Here is a 19,845-nt window from a genome sequence, read left to right on the forward strand (position 1 = left end):
GGGCTAAACTCTTTTTGGCATTTTGTAAAGATAAACCTTCTAAAAACAGTAAATTTAAGGATAAAAAATGCAAAACGTGAAGCTCATCTCGCACCCATTGATCGAGCATAAATTAACCATTCTACGTGATAAAAACACCCAACCTTTTCAGTTTCGTATGCTAGTTGATGAGATCAGTTATCTTATGATCTTTGAGGCGACTAGAAATTTAAAGGTAAAAGATGTCAAAGTCCAAACACCAGTTGCGGTGGCAGACGCAAAAAGGCTTACTACAAAGGTGATGATATGCCCTATTTTAAGGGCTGCGCTTGGTATGCTTGATAGCGTTTTTACCATCATTCCAGATGCGAGTGTGGGCTTTTTGGGCTTTCAGCGAAACGAAGAGACAGCACAAGCTGAGTTCTTCTACGCAAAGCTTCCAAAAGACGCAAAAGAGCGCATGGCGATCATCATCGATCCTATGTTTGCGACTGGCGGCACGGCGATAGATGCAGTCAAATTTTTGCGTGAAAAGGGCGTTAAGGAGATCAAATTTATCTCTATCATCGCTGCTCCTGAGGGGCTAAAGAGATTTAGTGAAATTTACCCAGACGTCGAGGTCTATACGGCATCGATCGATGAGAAACTAAACGAGAAAAACTACATCGTTCCAGGTCTTGGTGACGCTGGCGATAGAGTTTTTAACACGCTTTAAGGGTAAAATTTGAACAAAAGACTTTTGCCAGCCTTAGTCGCCTTTTTCATTGCTATTATTGTTGGCACTTTTTTCTTTTCAAATAATGGTAGTGAGGCAAATAAAAATGCTCAAATTTTGCTTGAGCAGCTAAACAAAGAGGGGCAAAAAAGCCAGAGCCTTACAGAAAACGGTTCATACACTTCAAAAGATGAGGTTGCTCTTTATATCTATAAATTTAACAAGCTACCAAAGAATTTCATAACTAAAAAAGAGGCACTTGATCTTGGCTGGGATACAAAAAGCGGAAATTTATGGCAGATAAGCGGCGGCAAAAGTATCGGTGGGGATAGATTTTCAAACAGAGAAAAGAGGCTGCCTGAGGCTAATGGCAGAAAGTGGTTTGAGTGCGATGTAAATTACAATGGTGGCAGGCGCGGCGCTGAGAGAATTTTATACTCAAACGACGGGCTTATCTACTACACGCCCGATCACTACGAGCATTTTTACCTGCTTTATGAGAAGAGGATGCAATGAAAAGCGTGATCTTAGATGCCAAAAAGATGCTCAAAAAAGAGAAGATGCATGAGTATTTTGCTAAGAAATTTGACCTGCCAGAGTACTACGGCAAAAATTTAGACGCGCTCTTTGACTGCCTTTGCGAGATAAATGAGCCAACGCTTATAAAGCTAAAAAATGAAAAATTTTTGGATGATAGTGCAAAAGAGAGCTTAATCCAGCTATTTCGCGACGTTTGCAACGAAAACGAGATGGTTAAATTTGAGCTTGTAAAAGATGAAAAATGATATTTGGAAAGATTGATTATTTAAATTTACTCCCATTTCACGTATTTTTAAAGGCAGCTCCACTCAAAACTCAGGTAAAAAAGGCAATAGAGTTTAAAAAAGGCGTGCCAAGTAAGCTAAACAGGGCCCTAAACGCCAGAAAGATCGACGCTGCGGTGATCTCAAGCATAGCTAGTAAAAAGGCAAATTTAAAGAAGCTAAAATTTGGAATAGTCGCCAAAAAAGATGTCAAAAGCGTGCTTGTTCGCAAAAACTCAGATATGAAATTTGACCCAGCCTCAGCTAGCTCAAACGCCCTTGCAAAGATACTTCATCTAAAAGGCGAGGTGATCATAGGCGACAGGGCGCTAAAGGCATACTTAAGCGAGGGCAAAGAGTGCTTTTATGACCTTGGTAAAATTTGGCACGAAAAGACAAATTTGCCATTCGTTTTTGGTAGATTTTCTTACGTAAAAAACGGCTCGTTCTACAAAAAACTGGTCGCAAAATTTTTGCAAAAAAATGTAAAGATCCCAAACTATATCTTAGCCCAGTACGCTAAAAGCCGCGCCATAAGCGAGCAAGATATCAAGTGGTATCTTAAATTTATAAGCTACAAAATAGGTCCAAAAGAGCAAAAATCACTCCGAAAATTTTTTAAAGAAAATAGGCTATTAAAAGCAGCAAAAAAGAATTAAATCTAAAGCTGCTTAGCAACTTCCAAGAAGCTATGAAATTTAGTGTGTATATGCATATTAGATGAACTCATATTTTGCATCATCATCTTGTGGTGATCATGCATCGGCATATCTGCTGGCATGTTCATTGGCATATTTATCTGCATATCCATCGCGCCGTTTTCAGCCTTGTAGCCAGTTATGGTAGGATCAACCATGCCAAATATCATAGCGACGTGTCCTACGATCAAGAAGAAGATGAGCAGGCAAAAGTGAAGCTTTAGTTTTGCCTTTTCGCTTGCGCTTTTATAGATCAAATTTAGCTCTAAAAGGGCGATGCCAAGAAGTGAGATGACGCCGATGAGATATGAGTAGATAGCGATGACATCAGCATATCCGCGCCATTTTATAGTTGGATAAATTTTTGCTATAAAGTAGATCACAAGAGCTGTAAAATAGACCCCAAGCGCTATGCCAACAAATTTACATATTGATAGCCAGAATAGTTAAAAATGCCAAACATAGCTGCAAAATTTAAGAAGATATAAATTTACTCCTAGCCAGGCTAAGAGTAAATTTAAGCTAGTCTTTAAACTCGTGTGAGATGACTGGAGAAAATTCTTCCCAGTGAAGTTTGGTTTTGATTGTTGGCATCTTGCTTTGAAATGGCTCTTTTTTAAGAGTTGCCATAGCGACACTATCGCCTTTTGGTTTAGCTGGTGCTTCTACGTTTAAGACCGCTCTTTCAAGCTCGATGAAGTCTTTTAAGATGATCGCATACGAGCGAAAGAAATTTGCCTCTTTGTGAGCTGAAAGTAGCTGAGAAAACTCATCTACAAATAAATTTAAAGTTTCAGAAAATAGCTTATTGCTAATATTTTTTGCATCATCAAACTCATCTTTTAAAAATGTAGCCATTGCTAAAAATATAAATCCAACGTAGTCCTCGCTGTCTTTACAAAGCTCGCTATCACGTCTATATGGGCTTAGTTTTAAACATTCAATAACCCTAAGCCTAGCTGCTCCGTTATCTCTGCCCTCTTCATAAAATGAAGCGCTTAAGGGGATATTTGTAAAGCCAAAAAGAACGTCATTTTGTTCTTTTGAAAATTCTTCAAAGCTAAATTTATCTAAATTTTTAAATGCAGCATCACTATCCTCGCTTAAAGGATTTGCGCTTAAGTATCTTAACTGCTCTTTCCACCTTGAAAATTTCTCATCATTTGTGTAAAAAAACATAGGATATGCTAGAAATTCGTAAAAATATGATCTTGCTTTTATAATGTTTTTATCCATTTAATAAATCCTCTTTCATCGCGTTTATTTGGGCTTGAACCATTAGTTTGGCCTTACAGTCAGCACAGCAGTAAAGCGCTTTTATCTTGACCCTATCGTTGCCAAATCTTGGTTGCATTATAGTTGCGATCTTTTCGACTGCTTTTTTAGTTGCAAACTCTTTTCCGCACTCAACACAGGCAAAAAGCTCATCTCGTGCTAGCTCGTTATAGGTAAAAAACTCAGGCTTAAGAGAAATTTTTCCAACTTCAAGGCTTATGGTATCTTTTTCAGCACAGCTTAGTTCGCAGTATCCGCAAGCCGTACAGACGCTTGGATTAAATAAAATCGAATTTGTCTTTTTATCAGCCACTAGCGCACTTACGTTACAAGCGCCAACGCAACTTAGACAAAGTGTACAGCTATCAGTATTTATCTTGACATCACCGTATCTTATCATCTCGCCGCTTTTTACCACGCCAAGATCTTCGCTACCTACTAAAAACTCGAGTCTTTTTGCAAAAATTTCTCTTTTTGGCAAGGCATATTCGTTTATCGTGTGTTGTGAGTCAGCTATAAATTTTACCTTTTTGAGCGCATCTTCAAGCTCATTTTTATCTTTAGCGTGATAGATCGCCGTCTCTTTAAATTTAAGCTCATAAATTTGATTTAAGATGCTAATGGCGTCTTTTTCGCCTTTGCCAAGAGTTTTGCTAAATAAAATTACACTCGCACCACTTTCTTGAAGCAATGTAAGGAGATGAGCTTGATTTAACATATGTGGTGCTGATATGAAAAAAGGTAAGACATTTTCAGGTAGGCTTATATTTAGCTCATCTAAATTTGTTTCATTAGAGATTATTAGTGGAATTTTACCTTTGTAAAGTTTGGCAATAGTAGCAAATGAGTTTTGTGGCATAAGTGTAGAGTCAAGAGATCCGCTAGGGCAGACGCTAATGCAGTTACCACAATTTACACAATCAATTTGTGAGAAAACAAGATGCTTTGTCTCGTCTTCTTTTAAAATGGCCACAGTTGGACAAACATCGACACAGCGTACACAAATTTCATTTCGTCGTTCGTGATATTGACAGATCGAAGAGTCATATTGAGTTAGACTTTTGTACTTAAATTTTGGAGTTTTTTCATTTAAAATTTTAAGTACAGCTTCGTCTTTTAGCCCAGCTATTTCGTAACAGCCGCTTTGCTTTAGCATATAATCCCTTGCGTTTTCAACCAAGAAAAAGTCACAATCGACCTCAAATTCGTCATTTGCTCTAAGTATCAAAACACTAAGTTCGCCAGCTGCGCCATAAATAAATTTCACTTCAAAATGCGTTAATTCAATGACTTTATAGCCATTTTCTTTTAATAAATTTGCTAGTTCCTCACGGCCTGAGTTGCTTACTATTACGACATTTTTGCCGACTTCTTTTTCGTAATCAACATCCTTTGCCATGTCAAATGCAGTTGCTCTTGCTTCATAAAGTAAAAGTGTATTTTTAGCTTTTTCTAAGACGCTTGCGGTTGTATTTTTTAGATAAAAATTTATCTCAGGTGCGGTAATGTTTGCTTTAAGCTTTGGTGAGTTAGAAACTAAATATTCTTCCTTTTCATTATTTATTTCTATCTGTTCATTTAGCATTAAAGTATCGTCAAAATCGTTATAAAAGCCAAATTCTTTCATAATTTCTCCTATTATCAAAAACAGGCTTATTTTAATATTAATGGGATTAATGGACTCTGAATTTTATATGTTCCTTTTTGCTCTAAGGTTTAATTTATAATATTTTTTATGTTAAAATCACGGCTTGGTAAAACTAACTTACTAGGAGCACGAATTGAGCGATTTAAGAGATATCCCACAAGTTGATAAGATCATAAAAAACGAAGCATTTTCAGGATTTGATATAAATTTAGTCACATTGCTTGCAAGGCAAATTTTAAATGAAATTAGAGCTAAAATTTTAAATGAAAATGCAAATTTCTCGTTGCAAGAAATAATAGATTTAATCCTAAACGAATATCATAAATTTAATGAATCAAGCCTTCAAAGAGTGCTAAATTTAACCGGTGTAACCATTCATACAAACCTCGCTAGAAGCGTTATCGATAAAGAAATTTTAAGCCGAGCGACGCCTGTTATCACAGGGTATTCAAACCTTGAATACAACCTAAAAACAGGCAATCGCGGCAACAGATATGACTATATCGGTGAGATGATTGCAAGAGCATTTGGTTTTGAGGATGCTATCGTCGTAAATAATAACGCAAGTGCAGTATTTTTAGTGCTAAATACCTTTGCAAAGGGTAAGGAAGTCGTCGTTAGCAGAGGCGAACTAGTCGAGATCGGCGGTAGTTTTAGAGTACCTGAGGTGATGGCAAATGCGGGCTGCTTTTTGAAAGAGGTTGGCACGACAAATAAGACTAGGCTAAAAGACTACGAAGAAGCGATAAGTGGCGAAACAGCGATGCTTGTAAAGGTTCATCGCTCAAATTTCGACATCGTGGGCTTTAGCGAAGAGGTTACAGCAAATGAACTAAGTAAATTGGCATGTGAGCAAAATTTGATAGATTATTTTGATCTTGGCAGTGGATTTTACGGAAATTTGCCCTTCAACTTAGACAAAAATGAGCCAGATCTAAAAAATTTAAAAGATGTTTCGCTAGTTAGTTTTAGTGGCGATAAGCTGCTTGGCGCGGTGCAGTGTGGCATAATTGTCGGCAAAAAAGAGCTCATCGCAAAACTTAGAAAAAATCAGCTTTTAAGAATGCTTCGAGTCGATAAAGTGATCATCTCGCTTTTGGCTGAGAGCATGAAAGCTTATTTAAATAAAGAATTTGAGCTAATCACAACACAAAAACTACTTCACAAAAGCGTAAAAGAGCTTGAAAACTTAGCAAATTTTATAAATAAAAATTTAAAAACTCCGCTTGAGATAGTGCACACACAAACCTTTGTAGGAGGCGGTGCGATGCCAAATAAAAAAATTCCAAGTATAGCTTTGGCAGTTAGCGGAGATGCGGTTTTAAATGAGCAAAAATTTAGGCAAAAAAAGGTGATTGGCCGCATAGAAAATGATAAATTTTTACTTGATTTAAGAACGCTTTTAGATGACGATGTAAATGAACTAATAAAAATAATAAATGAAACGGAAGAAAAATGAGTTTAATAATAGGAACAGCAGGGCATATTGACCACGGAAAAACCGCGCTTATAAAGGAGCTAAACGGCTTTGAGGGGGACAATCTTGAAGAGGAGAAAAAGCGTGGCATAACGATAGATCTAAGCTTTTCAAATTTAAGTAAAAATGATGAAAATATCGCCTTTATCGATGTGCCAGGACATGAAAATCTCATAAAAACGATGATAAGTGGCGCGTATGGCTTTGACGCGTGTTTATTTGTGGTGGCGGCAAATGACGGCCTTATGCCTCAAAGCTTGGAGCACCTTGAAATTTTAAATCTCCTTGGTGTGAAGTCTTTGATCGTGGCACTTACTAAGTGTGACCTCGTAGATGAAGCGACTATAAATTTAAGAAGAAAAGAGATAAAAGATGAAATTTCTAAATTTAAAAACCTGCAAATTTTAGAAATTTTTGCCGTTAGTATAAAGGATAAGGCAAGTATCGACGAGCTTAGAAACTACCTCTTTACGCTAAGAGCTAAAAAGCGCGATGAAGAGGGCGTTTTTAGATACTACATCGATAGGGTTTTTAGCCTAAAAGGTATTGGAAATGTTGTAACTGGCACCGTTATAGAGGGAAGTGTTAGTAAAAACGAGAAGCTTTTTAACTACGATGCTGGTAAAGAGGTGCTAGTAAGAAGCGTGCAAAGCCACGATAAATTCGTAGATAGCGCAGGAGTTAGCAGCCGCGTGGCGCTAAATTTGACAGGAATTGAGCTTAATGAGCTAAAAAAAGGACAACTACTTAGTAAAAAAGGCTATTTTAGGGGATTTAGAGAAGCTGATGCGGTCGTAACTGCTAAAAATCTCATTCACTCGCAAAGCGTAACCTTTTGCGTAGGAGCTAAAAATGTGCCTGCAAAGGTGCTAATCCTTAGCCAAAAAGATGATAGCTACTTTGTTACTTTTAAATTTCAAAGCGATATGTTTTTGAAATTTGACGAGGCATTTGTGCTTATCTCAGATGCACGCGTGATAGGCGGTGGCAGAGTGCTAAATCCTGTGCTTGAGCCACTAAAAAAAGCTGGCAAAATTCTCTTTTTGGCTGCACTTTTAAAGCATGATTTCATTGGAGCATTTTCTATACTTAAAGAAGCCCACAAAAATGGCTTTGGCATAATCTCTTCTTATCAAAGGTTTGGACTAAGTCACGAAGAGGCTGTAAATGTGGCTAAAAAAGTCTCAAACGTCTTTGTCGATGAAAAGGCTTTAAATATCTACGATCTAAGCGCGGTTGAGCGGATAAAATCTGTGGTTAAATTTATGATAGAAAAAAATGAATTTGCCGTTTTCTCAGCTCAAAGTATAAGCCTAAAGCTTGCTTGGGCTAGTCAAAATTTAGCTCAAAAAGCACTTGATGAGCTTGAAAGTATAAACTTAATCTCTAAAAATGATGGCGTCTATACAAAAAAAGGCGTTGATATAAGCAAACTAAAAGTAAGGCTTGAAGATAAAATTTATGAAATTTTAGAAAGTGGAAAGCTAGCTCCAACGGCGCCTTATAATATATATGATGAGCTGGAAATAGATAGGCTAAGTGGTGATAATGCCCTTAAAAAACTAACTGCAATGGGCAGAGTTGTAAGGCTGGAGCATAACCTTTTCATCACCAGAAATTCGCTAAAAATGGCACTTGATAAGCTAAGAGAGATCATCAAAAATCAAGGCTTTGTAAATGTCACAAACGCCAAGGATGCACTAAATTTAAGTAGAAAATATGTAATCGCTTATCTTGAGCAACTTGATCTTGAGAGTGACATAATGAAGCAAGGAAATGATAGAGTCTTTCGTGGTTAGTATTCATTTACAAAAAGCAAATATAATCCGCCAAATTTTTAAAAAGGAAAAAAATGAAAAAAGTGGTTTTGGCCTCAATATTAGCGGCAACTAGCCTAATGGCAGCAAGCGATAAGCAAATAGAAGATTTTTACTCAGAAGTTTTTAAAAATCAAAATATCGATGGTGTTAATGTAAAAGTCGTAGAACGCACTAAAATTTTAGATGATATAGAAAAAGTAAGCTTAAAATTTAGCAAAGGAGATATGTCTCAAGAAGATGTGACTTTTGTTAAGGGCGATCTTATGTTTCCTGATGTTGTAAATTTAAAGGAGCAAAAGTCTTATTTGGCTGAAGAAAAAAAGGTAATCGCAGAAAAAGCAGCACTTGATTTAGTAAAATCACTAGCTAAAATTTATAAAAATGAAGACAAGGCAAATGTTGTAACTCTTGGCAATGATAGCAAAAAGCCAACTCTTATTATGTTTTCAGATCCTGAATGCCCATATTGTAGAGCCGAGCTAGCAAAGATCGAAACGACATTAAAAGACAATAACGTTGAAATCATCCTAACTCCAGTGCATGAACTATCATCTTTGCAAAAAAGTGCTTTGATCTATAAAGATATAAAAAATGCAAAAAGTGATAGCGATAAGGTTAAAATTTTAAGAAAGTATTTCTCTGAAGATTATAACGTGGATGAAAAAAATGTTAGCAAAGAAGAGAGTGACAAGATCGATACTTTACGTAAAAAATATTTCTCAGCTGGAGTTAGATCAGTTCCATTTATAATAAATAAAAGTGATTTAAAATAATCTTTTCTAGGGAGCTCTCCCTAGAATTTATACTTTAAATTAGCCTTTCTCTCAAAATTCATAAAAGTTAAAATATTAAATATATTTTCTTATATTTTTAACAATAACTTAACATATTTAATTAAAGCTTTATATTTACTTTGATTATCTTGCAATTATGCTAAATTTGCAGAGTTTAAATCTAGGCTATAAAAAGCCCTGAAATAGGCCTTGCAATATTTTAGAATTTCTAAAGTTGCAAATTGTGAAGACCAATCAAACCAAATTCTCAAATTTTTAAGTTTGAGAGCTAAGGAGAAAAAATGCAAGGATCAAGAAGAGATTTTCTAAAAAAATCTCTAAAAGTCGGTGCTGCCGGCGGTGTACTAGCAGTCTCAGCCGTAGCAAAAGTGACTAGTGACGACTTAGCTCCTGATGACAATGGTGTCGTCGTTGGCAAGTCAAACAAAAAAGAGGTGCTTTATAAAAAAAGCAAGAACTGGGAAACCTACTATAAAATCGCTTACTAAGGGAGAAAACCATGAGTGATGCACGTATAGGAAGACGTTCATTTTTAAAGCTAGCCGCACTTGGTGCTGGAAGCACAATGGCTTTTGGAGAAAATGAAACGATAAGAAAAGCAAGTGATGAGGAGATAAAAAATCCTTTCCCTGGCTCAAAAAAGGTTAGAACGATTTGTTCTATTTGCTCAGCAGGCTGTGGTATCGAGGCTGAGGTAAAAGATGGTGTTTGGGTTCGTCAAGATATGGCGATGCATCATCCGATATCTCAGGGCTCACACTGCTCAAAAGGTATCGATCAGATCGACCTTACACACAGCAAACAACGTATCAAATATCCTATGAAAAAAGTTGATGGTAAATGGCAAAGAATTTCATGGGACCAAGCTGTAAACGAGATCGGCGATAAGATGCTTCAGATCCGCAAAGAAGACGGCCCTGATAGTGTTGTTTTCTTAGGATCTGCGAAATTTAACAACGAGCAAGCATATTACTTTAGAAAATTTTGTGCATTTTGGGGTACAAACAGTAACGATCACGTAGCAAGAATTTGACATAGCGCAACAGTCGCCGGTGTGGCGAATACTTGGGGTTATGGCGCGATGACAAACCACTTTGGAGATATGGCTGCGAACTCAAAATGTATATTTATCATTGGAGCAAACCCAGCTGTGGCAAACCCAGTTGGTGGCATGAAGCACACTTTACAAGCAAAAGATAGAAACAATGCAAAAGTAATTGTAGCTGATCCAAATTTTACAAAGACGGCTGCACATGCTGATCTTTATTTGAGACAAAGATCAGGAACTGATATCGCACTTGTTTATGGTCTTATCCACATCATTCTTAAAAATGGCTGGGAAGATAAAGAATTTATAGAAAATAGAACTTACGGTATTGATGAGATAAGAAAAGAGGCTGAGCACTGGACACCAGAGGTTACGTCTGATGTTACTGGAGTACCAGTTGATAAGCTACTAAAAGCCGCAGATATCCTAGCTCATACAAAACCAGGTACTGTTGTTTGGGCACTTGGCATCACTCAACACTCAGTTGGTACATCAAATACAAGAATTTTACCTATCCTTCAACTAATTCTAGGAAATATGGGTAAAGCAGGCGGCGGCTGTAATATCATTCGTGGTCACGACAATGTTCAAGGCTCAACTGATATGTGTAACCTTTCAGATAGCTTGCCAATGTATTATGGCTTAACTGATGCAGCATGGAAATATTACTGCAAAGGCTGGGGCGTTGATTATGACGAATTTATTAAACGCTTTGCAGTCTCAACAAAAGAGCCAAAACAAGGCGGTACTCCTGTTAAAAACACAGTCTTTGAAGAGTATTATTACCACGATCCTAAACATCCAGAAGATAGAAACTGGAGAAACGAAAAAGGCTGGTCACTTTCAAAATGGTGGCAAGGCGTCTTGAAAGAGGAGAATACATTTAGTAGTGGTGCATTAAGAGTTCTTTGGGTTCAAGGAACTGGTCTGACATCTATGGCGCACTTGGCTAAAATCCAAGAAGCAGCTTCAAAACTAGATATGATCGTTGTAGCAGAGCCATTTGTAAATGAAATTTCTATCCTTTCAGACAGAAAAGATGGCGTTTATATCTTGCCAGTAGCAACTGCATTCGAAAATGAAGGTCACTTAAGTGCAACAAACCGCTCAGGTCAATGGAGAACAAAAGTTGTTGATCCACTTTATGAGAGTAAGGGCGATCATGAAGTCATGTTCTTGTTTGCTAAGAAATTTGGCTTTTACGATGAATACGTAAGAGGCATGAAAATGGGTATCGTAGATCGTGAAATAAAACAAGTAAAAGATGATTTTGTATGGCCTGATGATGCGACAAATGAGATAGCAAGAATTGGAAATTCTATAGGTTATGGTGGTAGAACAGCTGAGATGTTTAGACGCCATCAAGCAAACTGGGATAAATTTGATCCAGATACGCTAATAGGTATTGGCGGTGAAGTTAAAGGTGAGTACTACGGTAAACCATGGCCAGCATGGGATGAAAAACACCCTGGAACACCAATACTATATGATATGAGCAAGCCTTATGTTGAAGGTGGTTCAGGCTTTAGAAATCGCTTTGGTCTAGAGCATAATGGCGTTAGTCAGCTAGCTAGCGAAGAGACAACGCTTGTTGGCTCAGCTATAAAAGGTGGCTATCCACAAATCACAAAAGAGAATATAGAAAAAGTCTTAGGTATAACTCTAACTGAAGAAGAGAAAGCTAAGATGGGACCAAGCTGGAGCATGGATTATAGTGGTATTATCTTTGAAAAATGCCGTGAAAAAGGTGTTGTGCCTTATGGTAATGCAAGGGCAAGAGCTATCGTTTGGGAATTCCTCGATCCTATTCCAAAACATAGAGAGCCTATTCACTCACCACGCTGGGATCTTGTTCAAAAGTATCCGACATTTGATGATCAAGCTAGAAATTTCCGTGTTTCTACTAAGTTTAAGTCAGAGCAACAAGCAAAAGATTGGTCAAAAGAATTTCCAATTGTGTTTAGCACGCAACGCGTCGTAAACTTAAGTGGTGCGGGAATGATAGAAAGAACTAGTAAATATCTATCAGCTATTACGCCAGAGATGTTTGCTAATGTTAATCCAGAGCTAGCTTTAAAATACGGCATAAAAGACCGCGATATGATGTGGATTCACAGCCCACAAGGCACAAAGATCAAAGTAAGATGTTATCATAGCCAGATGGTAACTCCAGATAGAATTTGTATGCCATACAACTTCGCTGGTATTATGCAAGGTGTTGATCTTTCAGCTCGCTATCCAGAGGGTACTAAGCCTTATGTTATCGGCGAGAGCTTTAATACAGTTACTAACTACGGATTTGACCCAGTTACTCAAATTTCAGAGTTTAACGCAGGTCTTTGCCGTATAGAAAAAGCTGAGGAAAATACATTTAAAACATCGTTTTTCCATGAATATGGCGAGAGAGACGCCATGGGTAAAGAGTAAGGAGGAATAAAATGGCAAGAATGAAATTTTTCGTAGATACTGATAGATGTATTAGTTGTTATGGTTGCCAAGTTGCTTGCTCTTCTGCTCATGAACTTCCAGTAGGAATTTATAGAAGAAAGGTCATTACGCTTCACGATGGCATTGAAGGTAAAGAGGTTTCAACTACTATTGCATGCCAACACTGTACTGATGCACCTTGCGAGCAAGTTTGCCCGGTCGATTGTTTCTACATTAGAGCTGATGGCATCGTGCTTCATGATAAAAATATATGCATAGGCTGTGGTTACTGCTTATATGCTTGTCCGTTTGGTGCACCACAGTTCCCTAAAGATGGAGCATTTGGTGTAAAGGGCGTTATGGATAAATGTACAATGTGTGCAGGCGGTCCAGAGCCAACAAACTCACACGAGGAGAGAGAGCTTTACGGTCAAAATAGAATGGCCGAAGGAAAAGTGCCTATGTGTGCGGCTGTTTGTGCTACAAATGCACTTTTAGTTGGAGATGCGGCTGAAGTATCAAACGTATATCGCAAACGCGTTATGCTAAGAAACACTGGGCTAAATGCCTAACAAGAAGGAGAGTATTTGCTCTCCTTTAAATTTTAAACTTAAAACCTTTTCATTTTTATAAAGCTACTATTTTTTATTCAAAAGATAAATTTTAAATTTACATTAGAAAATTTCTAAAACTATTTAAAATTGGCTATTTGAAGACAAATTTCTCTTTATTATCTCAATTTGCTCTATTTTATGATAATCGTTTTTATTTTAATCAAAGTAAAACCTTGGTAATATTCGCTTCAAAAAAATCTCACAGGTGGTTTATTTAATGAATAAATTCTTAAAATTTATGCTAATTATGTTGTTGCCTATTTGGCTTATAGCAAAAAATGAGGATTACGAGCAGGTCGCAGCTCAGATAAAAGAGTCGCTACAAAAAGTAATAACAGAGTATAGAGCGGGCAATGTTGAACAAGCGGTCAGTGATACTCAAAATGCTTATTTTGGCTTATTTGAAGATGTCGAAGCTGGCATCAGAATAAATTTAGGTCAGAAAAAAGCTTACTCAATGGAGAAGCAGTTTGGCGAGATCAGAAAGGCGATAAAAGCAGGCGAAGCGCCAGATGATGTGCAAAAAAGAATAGATCAGATAAATAGCGAGATCGCTGAAGTTCTACCAGTTATCTTAAAAGGACATAGACTAGTTGGTGAGTATTCAGACAGCCCAGCTCAAGCTGCTACAACTGATTATGATACTTCTAAATTTATCCCTGAGTGGAAGGTGGCATTTACAAATTTATCAGCTGATATAGATAAAGCAATAGCAAGCTATGAGAGCGATAAACAAGATGATGCTAAAAGTGCTATCCAAGATGCTAAATTTACAGACTACAGAAATACTCAACTTGAAATCGCTATTCGCCAGCATATAGAAAATGGTAAAAGCATAGATGCTGATATCCAAAGAAAGATGGGCGAAGCGATCAGCGGTATCACAAATGGTATAAGCAAAGATGATTTTAAAACTAAGCTAGATGAGATCAAAAAGCTAGCATATGAGGCAATCTCAAAACTACCAGCTGATACTGCAAAACTTGCAAAAGTTGATATGAGCGATGTAGAAGCAGCTTCTGAAGAAGATAGTGGTGTAGATTATACCAAAGTCGTTCAAAACATAAACGACAAAATTCAAGCTGCTATCACACTTTATAAAAATGGTGATGTAAAAAAAGCCATGGGCGATATCCAAGACATCTACTTTGATGAGTTTGAAGGTAGCGGTATGGAGAATAAAGTAGGTGCAATAGATGTAAATTTAAAAACAGCTATTGAAGCTACATTTGGTAACCTCGTAGCCCTTATGAAGTCAGGCGCAGATGAAAAAACTCTTCAAGAAAGTGCAAGCAAAATGTCATCTCAGCTTGCAACTGCACTTGAGAAAACTAGCAGCTCAAGCTCACCTTGGTCTTTATTCGTTTGGGCTTTGACTATTATTTTAAGAGAAGGCTTTGAAGCACTTATCATTGTTGCTGCTGTTGTTGCATATCTTGTAAAAACTGGTAATGCTAAAGCGATGGGTAAAGTTGTTTATAGCTCAGTTGGCGTGGCTGTTATCTTAAGCTTTGTCATGGCGTGGCTAATGAATGTCATTTTTGGCGAGGCAGCAGGTCAAAAAAGAGAGCTTATGGAAGGCATCACGATGCTTGTTGCAGTGGGACTTCTATTTTATGTTGGTTTCTGGCTTCTTTCAAATGCTGGTGCTAAAAAATGGAATGACTACATCAAATCACACGTCTCTGACTCTATCTCAAGTGGCTCAACTACAACGCTTTGGTGGACTGTATTTTTAGCAGTATTTAGAGAGGGTGCTGAAACTGTACTATTTTATCAGGCACTTATTTTTGGAGCTAAAGATTCAGCTGGTTACTCAATGATAGCAGCTGGCTTTGTGATAGGACTTGTCGTTCTTTTAATAGTCTATTTCTTATTTAAAATTTTTGCTGTTAAAATTCCTATTAAACCATTTTTTATATTTACGTCAGCGATCATCTTTTATATGTCGATCGTCTTTGTTGGTAAGGGTGTCGGCGAGCTAGTTGAGGGTAAAATTTTCATCCCAACTATCATAAATGGACTTAGCTTCCCTGACTGGATGAGGGACTGGCTAGGACTTCAGCCATATTATGAGAGCTTAGTGCCTCAAATCATTATGGTGCTTGCCCTAGTTATTGGCATCGTTATTATGAAATCAAAACAAAATAAAAATTAATCTTATTTAAAGGAGAGAATATGAATAAAATTCTTAGTTCAGCTCTAGCACTTAGCCTAGCAGCTGGTTTTGCACTTGCTGGTGAGCACCCAATCGGTGAGCCTGTAGAGGCTAATGGTATGGAGATAGCTGCAGTTTATTTGCAACCAATCGACATGGAACCAAAGGGTATTGACCTAGCTCCAAGCCTAGCTGATTTTCACCTAGAAGCTGACATACACGCTATTGCTGGTAATAAAAACGGCTTTGGCGAAGGTGAGTGGATCCCATACCTAAAGATTAACTACGAGCTAAAAAACCTTGATAACGGCAAAGTTAAAAAAGGTACCTTTATGCCAATGGTTGCAAGCGATGGCCCACACTACGGTGCTAACGTAAAAATGGATACAGGCGTAGGCAACTATGAGCTTAAATTCCACATTGATAATCCAGAAAAACAAGGTTTTGGTCGTCACGCTGACAAAGAGAGCGGTGTTGGTAAATGGTTTGAGCCTTTCACAACAACTTATAAATTTCAATGGACAGGCGGTCCTGTTAAATAATCACCAGGGGCGTTCTCGCCCCTTTTAAAAATTCTCATAGGGTTTAGTTATGTCAATTTATTTCTATCAGGTCTTTTTAGCCCTCCTTGGATTTACGCTTTTTGCTGCCTTAAATAACAAGGATAAAAGTTTAAAAACACTCTTTTTACCGTCACTTCTTGGAGTCGTAGCTGGCGTATTTATTTTTAAAGTCGTTCGTCACGCACTTATAGATGATCAGTTTAAAATTTTCATCGATTCAGTGACGCTAGTTTTTCTACTAATTAGCATTTTATGGATATTTCTTGAGCTTAAGATAGCAAAAATTGTAACGTTTTTTGTTTTAGGCATCGGCTTTGGCTTTGGCTATAGTTCAAGCAGTGTGTTATTTCCACTATTTGGTGGTGAGCTACTAGATACGCTTTCGGTCATTAGCTTCTTTCTAATGATATTTGCAATGATTTTGCTCGTATTTTTATTCTTTTTTATTTCGAATTTAAAATCTAGCATTTCTCCATTAATAGCTAAAATTTTAGCCCTTATCACTTTAGTTTTCTTGCTAATCGATAGGAGCTCTCAGACAGCACTTGAGCTTTTGCGTGCTGGGGCTTTAAAAATAAGCAGTGAGTTAAACTCTCAAATTCTATCTATCAGTGCAAAAGGTATTTACGTATCAGAATTTGGTACTTATTTTTATATCTTTGTGATCTTACTTTTATGCATCACTGTACTTTTCTTTATGCCAAAAAGTATTGATAAAAATAAATTTGGTTCTATCAAATACCGCTTTACAAAAGCCATTAGAGAAAATATTTCTGATAATGCAAAATTTGCATTTTGTAGTATTTTGATAGCACTTGGATTTTCGCTCTATTATGATCTTTACGCATCTCGTCCACCTGAAATTTCAGAGCCAGTGCTAGTTGAGCCAGTGGGAGATAAATTTATATTTGATGTTGATATGCTAAAAGATAATGAACTTCACAGATTTGCCTACATTACAGATGAGGGCAAGCAGATAAGATTTTTCTTGTTAAACCGCTTTAGCGACCGTGTATCGCCTGTTATCGTCTTTGACTCATGTATGATTTGCGGCGATATGGGTTATATAAAGAGAGGAAATGATCTTATTTGTATCTCTTGTAATGTTAGAATTTTCTTGCCATCAGTTGGCAAAGAGGGCGGTTGCAATCCGATACCAATGCCATTTATCTTCGATGGCAAAAATATCATAGTCGACTATAAAACTATTACAGATGGAGCAAATTTCTTTAGTAAGGTTGTCGAAAAAATGGTGCTTGACCCAGTTAGCCGCAAAAAGGTGAGCAACCTTGAGTCAAGATCATATTTATACTATGGACGCACATATTTCTTTGAAAATAACGAAACTCAGGCGAAATTTGAAGCAAATCCAGAAAAATATGTAGAAACAAATGGAACGTTAAAATGAAAAATATGCAACTAAGAATGATAAAAAGCTCGATCACGGGCTCAAAGGTGCAAAAGACGATGGCCTTTATCACTATCTTGCTAGCTGCTCTTTTGATAGCTTGCATGCTAAACATTACGCTAAAAATCGGCGATCAAGTAGCAACCGAGCTTAGAGGATATGGCTCAAATATCGTCGTTTTGCCACGCGGTGAGAGCCTAAGCATCGAGATAGAGGGTAAAAATTTCACCCCACTAAAATCACAAAATTTACTCCCAGAGGCTGATATCTATAAGATAAAAGAGATCTTTTGGAGAAATAATATCGTTGCTTTTGCGCCGTTTTTAGAAACAAAAGTTAAAGATGAAAAAGGAATTGAATTTGCCTTTGAAGGAACCTATTTTGATAAAAATATCGGTCTAAAAGATGAACCAGAATTTAGCACAGGCGTTAAGAGCTTGTATGGTTTTTGGGGCGTTGAGGGCGCTTGGCCAAAAGATGAAAGTATGGATGAAATTTTAGTTGGCGAAGAACTTTCTAGGGCTAAAAATTTAAAGGTTGGCGACAAGCTTAGCCTTGTGGGCAAAAATGGCGTAAGAGAGGTTAAAATAGTTGGAATTTTAAAAGGAGCTAGTGATGAGACGCATAAGCTAGTTGGCTCGCTAAAGCTTGCTGGAGATCTCTCTGGACACGCTGGCTCATACACAAAAGCTGAGGTCTCAGCCATGACGATCCCAGAAAATGACCTATCGCTAAAAGCAAGAAGAAATTTAGACAATCTTGATAGCGCAGAGTACGATAAATGGTACTGCTCAGCCTATGCAGGATCAATCGCATTTCAGATAGAAGAAAATTTACCAAACGTTAGCGCAAAGGCAAGCCTTCAAGTAAGCGATGCAGAGAGTAATATCGTAAAGAAAATCCAAAGCCTAATGGGTATCGTTAGCATCATCGCTCTTGTGGTTTCAGCTATTGGTATAACGTCACTAATGACAAGTGAAATTTACCGCCGTAAGAAAGAGATCGGCCTTTTAAAAGCTATAGGTGCTAGCAACTTTGAAATTTACGCCCTTTTTGCTAGCGAAAGCCTTGTGGTTGCCTTTTTTGCTGGCATCACAGGAGCATTTTTAGGATATGCGCTAAGCTACGTGATGTCTTACATCATATTCTCTCATGGCATAGGCATAGCTTGGATCGTGCTACCTATAAGCGTGGCATTTGCCTTGCTTATCTCAGTCGTTGGCTCGCTAATGCCAATGAGAAACGTCATAAATTTACTACCTGCGGAGGTGCTATATGACCGCAAATAGCAAATTCTTTTACAATACAATTTATAAAAGTTTAAAAAATGGCTCATCAAGAGTAATGGTCATCGTGATCTCTATCTTGCTTGGAGCATGCGTGTGTGCGGCTTTTGTTAATGTCTATCTTGACATAGACTCTAAGGTCTCACGCGAGCTAAAAACTTATGGTGCAAATATGATCTTTGCTCCAAAAGATATGGCTACAAGCGATGATATGGGTGAAAAAACTTACAATGAGATGATCGCTAAAGTGCCAAAAGACAAGCTTCTTGGTGAGAGCGGCTATCTCTTTGCTCAGGCAAATATCGGTCCAACAAACGCTATCGTCATGGGAACAAAATTTAGCAATCTAAAAAAAGTTAAACCATTTTTAGATGTTAGAGATGGAACGATGATAAATGTCGATTTTGACGATAAAAACGTGCTAATAGGCGTCGATCTAGCTCGTCAGGCTGGCTTTAAAGCAGGCGATGACATAGAAATTCGCGCCATTGGCTCAAATGAGAGTATAAATGTAAAGATAAAAGGTGTAGTGGCAAGCGGCGACAAAGAGGACGCACTTTTGATCACATCACTATCTTTGGCTCAAAAAATTTCAAATAAAGCTGGCAAAATAAACTATGCTGAAGCTGTTGTGCTTGGTAACTTTGACGAGATAACATCGCTTGCAAAGACTATAAGCAATGATGAAATAGCTGCAAAACCAGTGGCAAAGGTTTCAAAGTCTGAGGGCTATATCTTGGAAAAGATCAAGCTATTAATGGCACTTGTTAGCCTTGTTATTTTGCTCATTACTTCAATGTGCGTAAACACAACGCTTAGTGCTATCTTGCTCTCTCGCTCAAAGGAGATCGCACTTCTAAGAGCCATAGGTGCAAGCAAAAAAGATGTATTAAAGCTATTTGGCTTTGAGACATTTGTGACAGCGCTCATCTCAGCATTAGTTGGTGCATTTTTAGGATATTTACTAGCTCAAATTTTAGGTTATGCGATATTTGATTCTAGTATTGATTTTAGAATTTTAAGCATCCCAGTAGCTGTGATAATTTCGCTTTTATTTGCAGCGATCGCAGCATTTTATCCGATCAAACGGGCACTTAATAATAAAATGGCAGATACATTAAGAGGAGAATGA

General features: G+C 37.5%; 18 protein-coding genes and 1 pseudogene. 16 read left to right on the forward strand and 3 right to left on the reverse strand.

Features of this window, described 5'->3' with window-relative positions:
• Nucleotides 1-67: 67 nt before the first annotated feature.
• Genes upp through A3854_RS05595 form a run of 4 tightly spaced genes read left to right on the forward strand, consistent with a single transcriptional unit; the run spans nucleotide 68 to nucleotide 2,156 of the window.
• Nucleotides 68-694, forward strand: coding sequence for a uracil phosphoribosyltransferase (gene upp / locus A3854_RS05580; RefSeq protein ID WP_004317747.1), 627 nt, complete (start codon nucleotides 68-70; stop codon nucleotides 692-694).
• A 9-nt stretch (nucleotides 695-703) separates the two neighbouring features.
• Entirely contained in the window at nucleotides 704-1,210 is a 507-nt protein-coding gene (locus A3854_RS05585; RefSeq protein WP_084041665.1) for a ribonuclease domain-containing protein, read from the forward strand.
• Complete coding sequence (locus tag A3854_RS05590) at nucleotides 1,207-1,479, forward strand: barstar family protein (RefSeq protein ID WP_084041666.1); 273 nt, start codon at nucleotides 1,207-1,209, stop codon at nucleotides 1,477-1,479. The genes A3854_RS05585 and A3854_RS05590 overlap by 4 nt, the downstream gene beginning before the upstream one ends.
• Nucleotides 1,476-2,156, forward strand: a complete 681-nt coding sequence (locus A3854_RS05595) for an MqnA/MqnD/SBP family protein (RefSeq protein WP_084041667.1) — start codon at nucleotides 1,476-1,478, stop codon at nucleotides 2,154-2,156. The genes A3854_RS05590 and A3854_RS05595 overlap by 4 nt, the downstream gene beginning before the upstream one ends.
• 2 nt (nucleotides 2,157-2,158) lie before the next feature.
• Here A3854_RS05595 and A3854_RS05600 read toward each other — a convergent pair whose 3' ends face one another.
• From A3854_RS05600 to A3854_RS05610, 3 genes are all read right to left on the reverse strand, one after another.
• Entirely contained in the window at nucleotides 2,159-2,626 is a 468-nt protein-coding gene (locus A3854_RS05600) for a DUF6803 family protein (RefSeq protein WP_307781510.1), read from the reverse strand.
• Between the two features lie 91 nt (nucleotides 2,627-2,717).
• Entirely contained in the window at nucleotides 2,718-3,431 is a 714-nt protein-coding gene (locus A3854_RS05605) for a TorD/DmsD family molecular chaperone (protein ID WP_084041668.1), read from the reverse strand.
• Complete coding sequence (locus A3854_RS05610; protein WP_084041669.1) at nucleotides 3,424-5,097, reverse strand: 4Fe-4S dicluster domain-containing protein; 1,674 nt, start codon at nucleotides 5,095-5,097, stop codon at nucleotides 3,424-3,426. The genes A3854_RS05605 and A3854_RS05610 overlap by 8 nt, the downstream gene beginning before the upstream one ends.
• A 154-nt stretch (nucleotides 5,098-5,251) precedes the next feature.
• Here A3854_RS05610 and selA point away from each other — a divergent pair, with 154 nt between their 5' ends.
• The 12 genes and pseudogenes from selA to A3854_RS05670 all read left to right on the forward strand — a co-directional run bounded on the left by selA (nucleotide 5,252) and on the right by A3854_RS05670 (nucleotide 19,845).
• On the forward strand, nucleotides 5,252-6,577 hold the full coding sequence (gene selA / locus A3854_RS05615) for an L-seryl-tRNA(Sec) selenium transferase (protein WP_084041670.1): 1,326 nt from the start codon (nucleotides 5,252-5,254) through the stop codon (nucleotides 6,575-6,577).
• Complete coding sequence (gene selB, locus A3854_RS05620) at nucleotides 6,574-8,394, forward strand: selenocysteine-specific translation elongation factor (RefSeq protein ID WP_084041671.1); 1,821 nt, start codon at nucleotides 6,574-6,576, stop codon at nucleotides 8,392-8,394. The genes selA and selB overlap by 4 nt, the downstream gene beginning before the upstream one ends.
• 53 nt (nucleotides 8,395-8,447) lie before the next feature.
• Nucleotides 8,448-9,188 carry a thioredoxin domain-containing protein gene (locus tag A3854_RS05625; RefSeq protein WP_021090833.1) on the forward strand — a complete coding sequence of 247 codons (741 nt, stop codon included), beginning with the start codon at nucleotides 8,448-8,450 and terminating at the stop codon, nucleotides 9,186-9,188.
• A gap of 302 nt (nucleotides 9,189-9,490) precedes the next feature.
• Nucleotides 9,491-9,697, forward strand: coding sequence for a twin-arginine translocation signal domain-containing protein (locus A3854_RS05630; RefSeq protein ID WP_009294906.1), 207 nt, complete (start codon nucleotides 9,491-9,493; stop codon nucleotides 9,695-9,697).
• Between the two features lie 77 nt (nucleotides 9,698-9,774).
• A pseudogene (locus tag A3854_RS10020) lies at nucleotides 9,775-9,969 on the forward strand (hypothetical protein); the annotation flags it as partial.
• 60 nt (nucleotides 9,970-10,029) lie between these two features.
• Entirely contained in the window at nucleotides 10,030-12,684 is a 2,655-nt protein-coding gene (locus tag A3854_RS05640) for a formate dehydrogenase subunit alpha (protein ID WP_374057404.1), read from the forward strand.
• 11 nt (nucleotides 12,685-12,695) lie between these two features.
• Nucleotides 12,696-13,256: a formate dehydrogenase FDH3 subunit beta gene (gene fdh3B, locus A3854_RS05645; RefSeq protein WP_021090689.1), complete on the forward strand. Its 561-nt coding sequence runs from the start codon at nucleotides 12,696-12,698 to the stop codon at nucleotides 13,254-13,256.
• Nucleotides 13,257-13,515: 259 nt separating this feature from the next.
• Entirely contained in the window at nucleotides 13,516-15,456 is a 1,941-nt protein-coding gene (locus tag A3854_RS05650; RefSeq protein WP_084041673.1) for an FTR1 family iron permease, read from the forward strand.
• A gap of 20 nt (nucleotides 15,457-15,476) precedes the next feature.
• A complete protein-coding gene (locus A3854_RS05655) occupies nucleotides 15,477-15,998 on the forward strand; it encodes an iron transporter (RefSeq protein ID WP_084041674.1) in 522 nt (173 codons plus the stop codon).
• 49 nt (nucleotides 15,999-16,047) lie between these two features.
• The gene (locus A3854_RS05660) at nucleotides 16,048-17,427 is read left to right on the forward strand and encodes a Fe-S-containing protein (protein ID WP_084041675.1); all 1,380 of its coding nucleotides are present in this window, start codon (nucleotides 16,048-16,050) and stop codon (nucleotides 17,425-17,427) included.
• Entirely contained in the window at nucleotides 17,424-18,716 is a 1,293-nt protein-coding gene (locus A3854_RS05665) for an ABC transporter permease (RefSeq protein ID WP_084041676.1), read from the forward strand. The genes A3854_RS05660 and A3854_RS05665 overlap by 4 nt, the downstream gene beginning before the upstream one ends.
• Nucleotides 18,703-19,845 carry an ABC transporter permease gene (locus A3854_RS05670; RefSeq protein WP_084041677.1) on the forward strand — a complete coding sequence of 381 codons (1,143 nt, stop codon included), beginning with the start codon at nucleotides 18,703-18,705 and terminating at the stop codon, nucleotides 19,843-19,845. The genes A3854_RS05665 and A3854_RS05670 overlap by 14 nt, the downstream gene beginning before the upstream one ends.

The organism is Campylobacter concisus, assembly GCF_002092845.1.
Lineage (GTDB): Bacteria > Campylobacterota > Campylobacteria > Campylobacterales > Campylobacteraceae > Campylobacter_A > Campylobacter_A concisus_AQ.

What these genes read in the sequence shown, in the direction of transcription:
- upp (WP_004317747.1), top strand. Translation starts at nt 68, where the DNA reads ATGCAAAACGTGAAGCTCATCTCGCACCCATTGATCGAGCATAAATTA.
- A3854_RS05590 (WP_084041666.1), top strand. Translation starts at nt 1,207, where the DNA reads ATGAAAAGCGTGATCTTAGATGCCAAAAAGATGCTCAAAAAAGAGAAG.
- A3854_RS05595 (WP_084041667.1), top strand. Translation starts at nt 1,476, where the DNA reads ATGATATTTGGAAAGATTGATTATTTAAATTTACTCCCATTTCACGTA.
- A3854_RS05605 (WP_084041668.1), bottom strand. Translation starts at nt 3,431, where the DNA reads ATGGATAAAAACATTATAAAAGCAAGATCATATTTTTACGAATTTCTA.
- A3854_RS05610 (WP_084041669.1), bottom strand. Translation starts at nt 5,097, where the DNA reads ATGAAAGAATTTGGCTTTTATAACGATTTTGACGATACTTTAATGCTA.
- selB (WP_084041671.1), top strand. Translation starts at nt 6,574, where the DNA reads ATGAGTTTAATAATAGGAACAGCAGGGCATATTGACCACGGAAAAACC.
- A3854_RS05625 (WP_021090833.1), top strand. Translation starts at nt 8,448, where the DNA reads ATGAAAAAAGTGGTTTTGGCCTCAATATTAGCGGCAACTAGCCTAATG.
- A3854_RS05630 (WP_009294906.1), top strand. Translation starts at nt 9,491, where the DNA reads ATGCAAGGATCAAGAAGAGATTTTCTAAAAAAATCTCTAAAAGTCGGT.
- fdh3B (WP_021090689.1), top strand. Translation starts at nt 12,696, where the DNA reads ATGGCAAGAATGAAATTTTTCGTAGATACTGATAGATGTATTAGTTGT.
- A3854_RS05650 (WP_084041673.1), top strand. Translation starts at nt 13,516, where the DNA reads ATGAATAAATTCTTAAAATTTATGCTAATTATGTTGTTGCCTATTTGG.
- A3854_RS05655 (WP_084041674.1), top strand. Translation starts at nt 15,477, where the DNA reads ATGAATAAAATTCTTAGTTCAGCTCTAGCACTTAGCCTAGCAGCTGGT.
- A3854_RS05660 (WP_084041675.1), top strand. Translation starts at nt 16,048, where the DNA reads ATGTCAATTTATTTCTATCAGGTCTTTTTAGCCCTCCTTGGATTTACG.
- A3854_RS05665 (WP_084041676.1), top strand. Translation starts at nt 17,424, where the DNA reads ATGAAAAATATGCAACTAAGAATGATAAAAAGCTCGATCACGGGCTCA.
- A3854_RS05670 (WP_084041677.1), top strand. Translation starts at nt 18,703, where the DNA reads ATGACCGCAAATAGCAAATTCTTTTACAATACAATTTATAAAAGTTTA.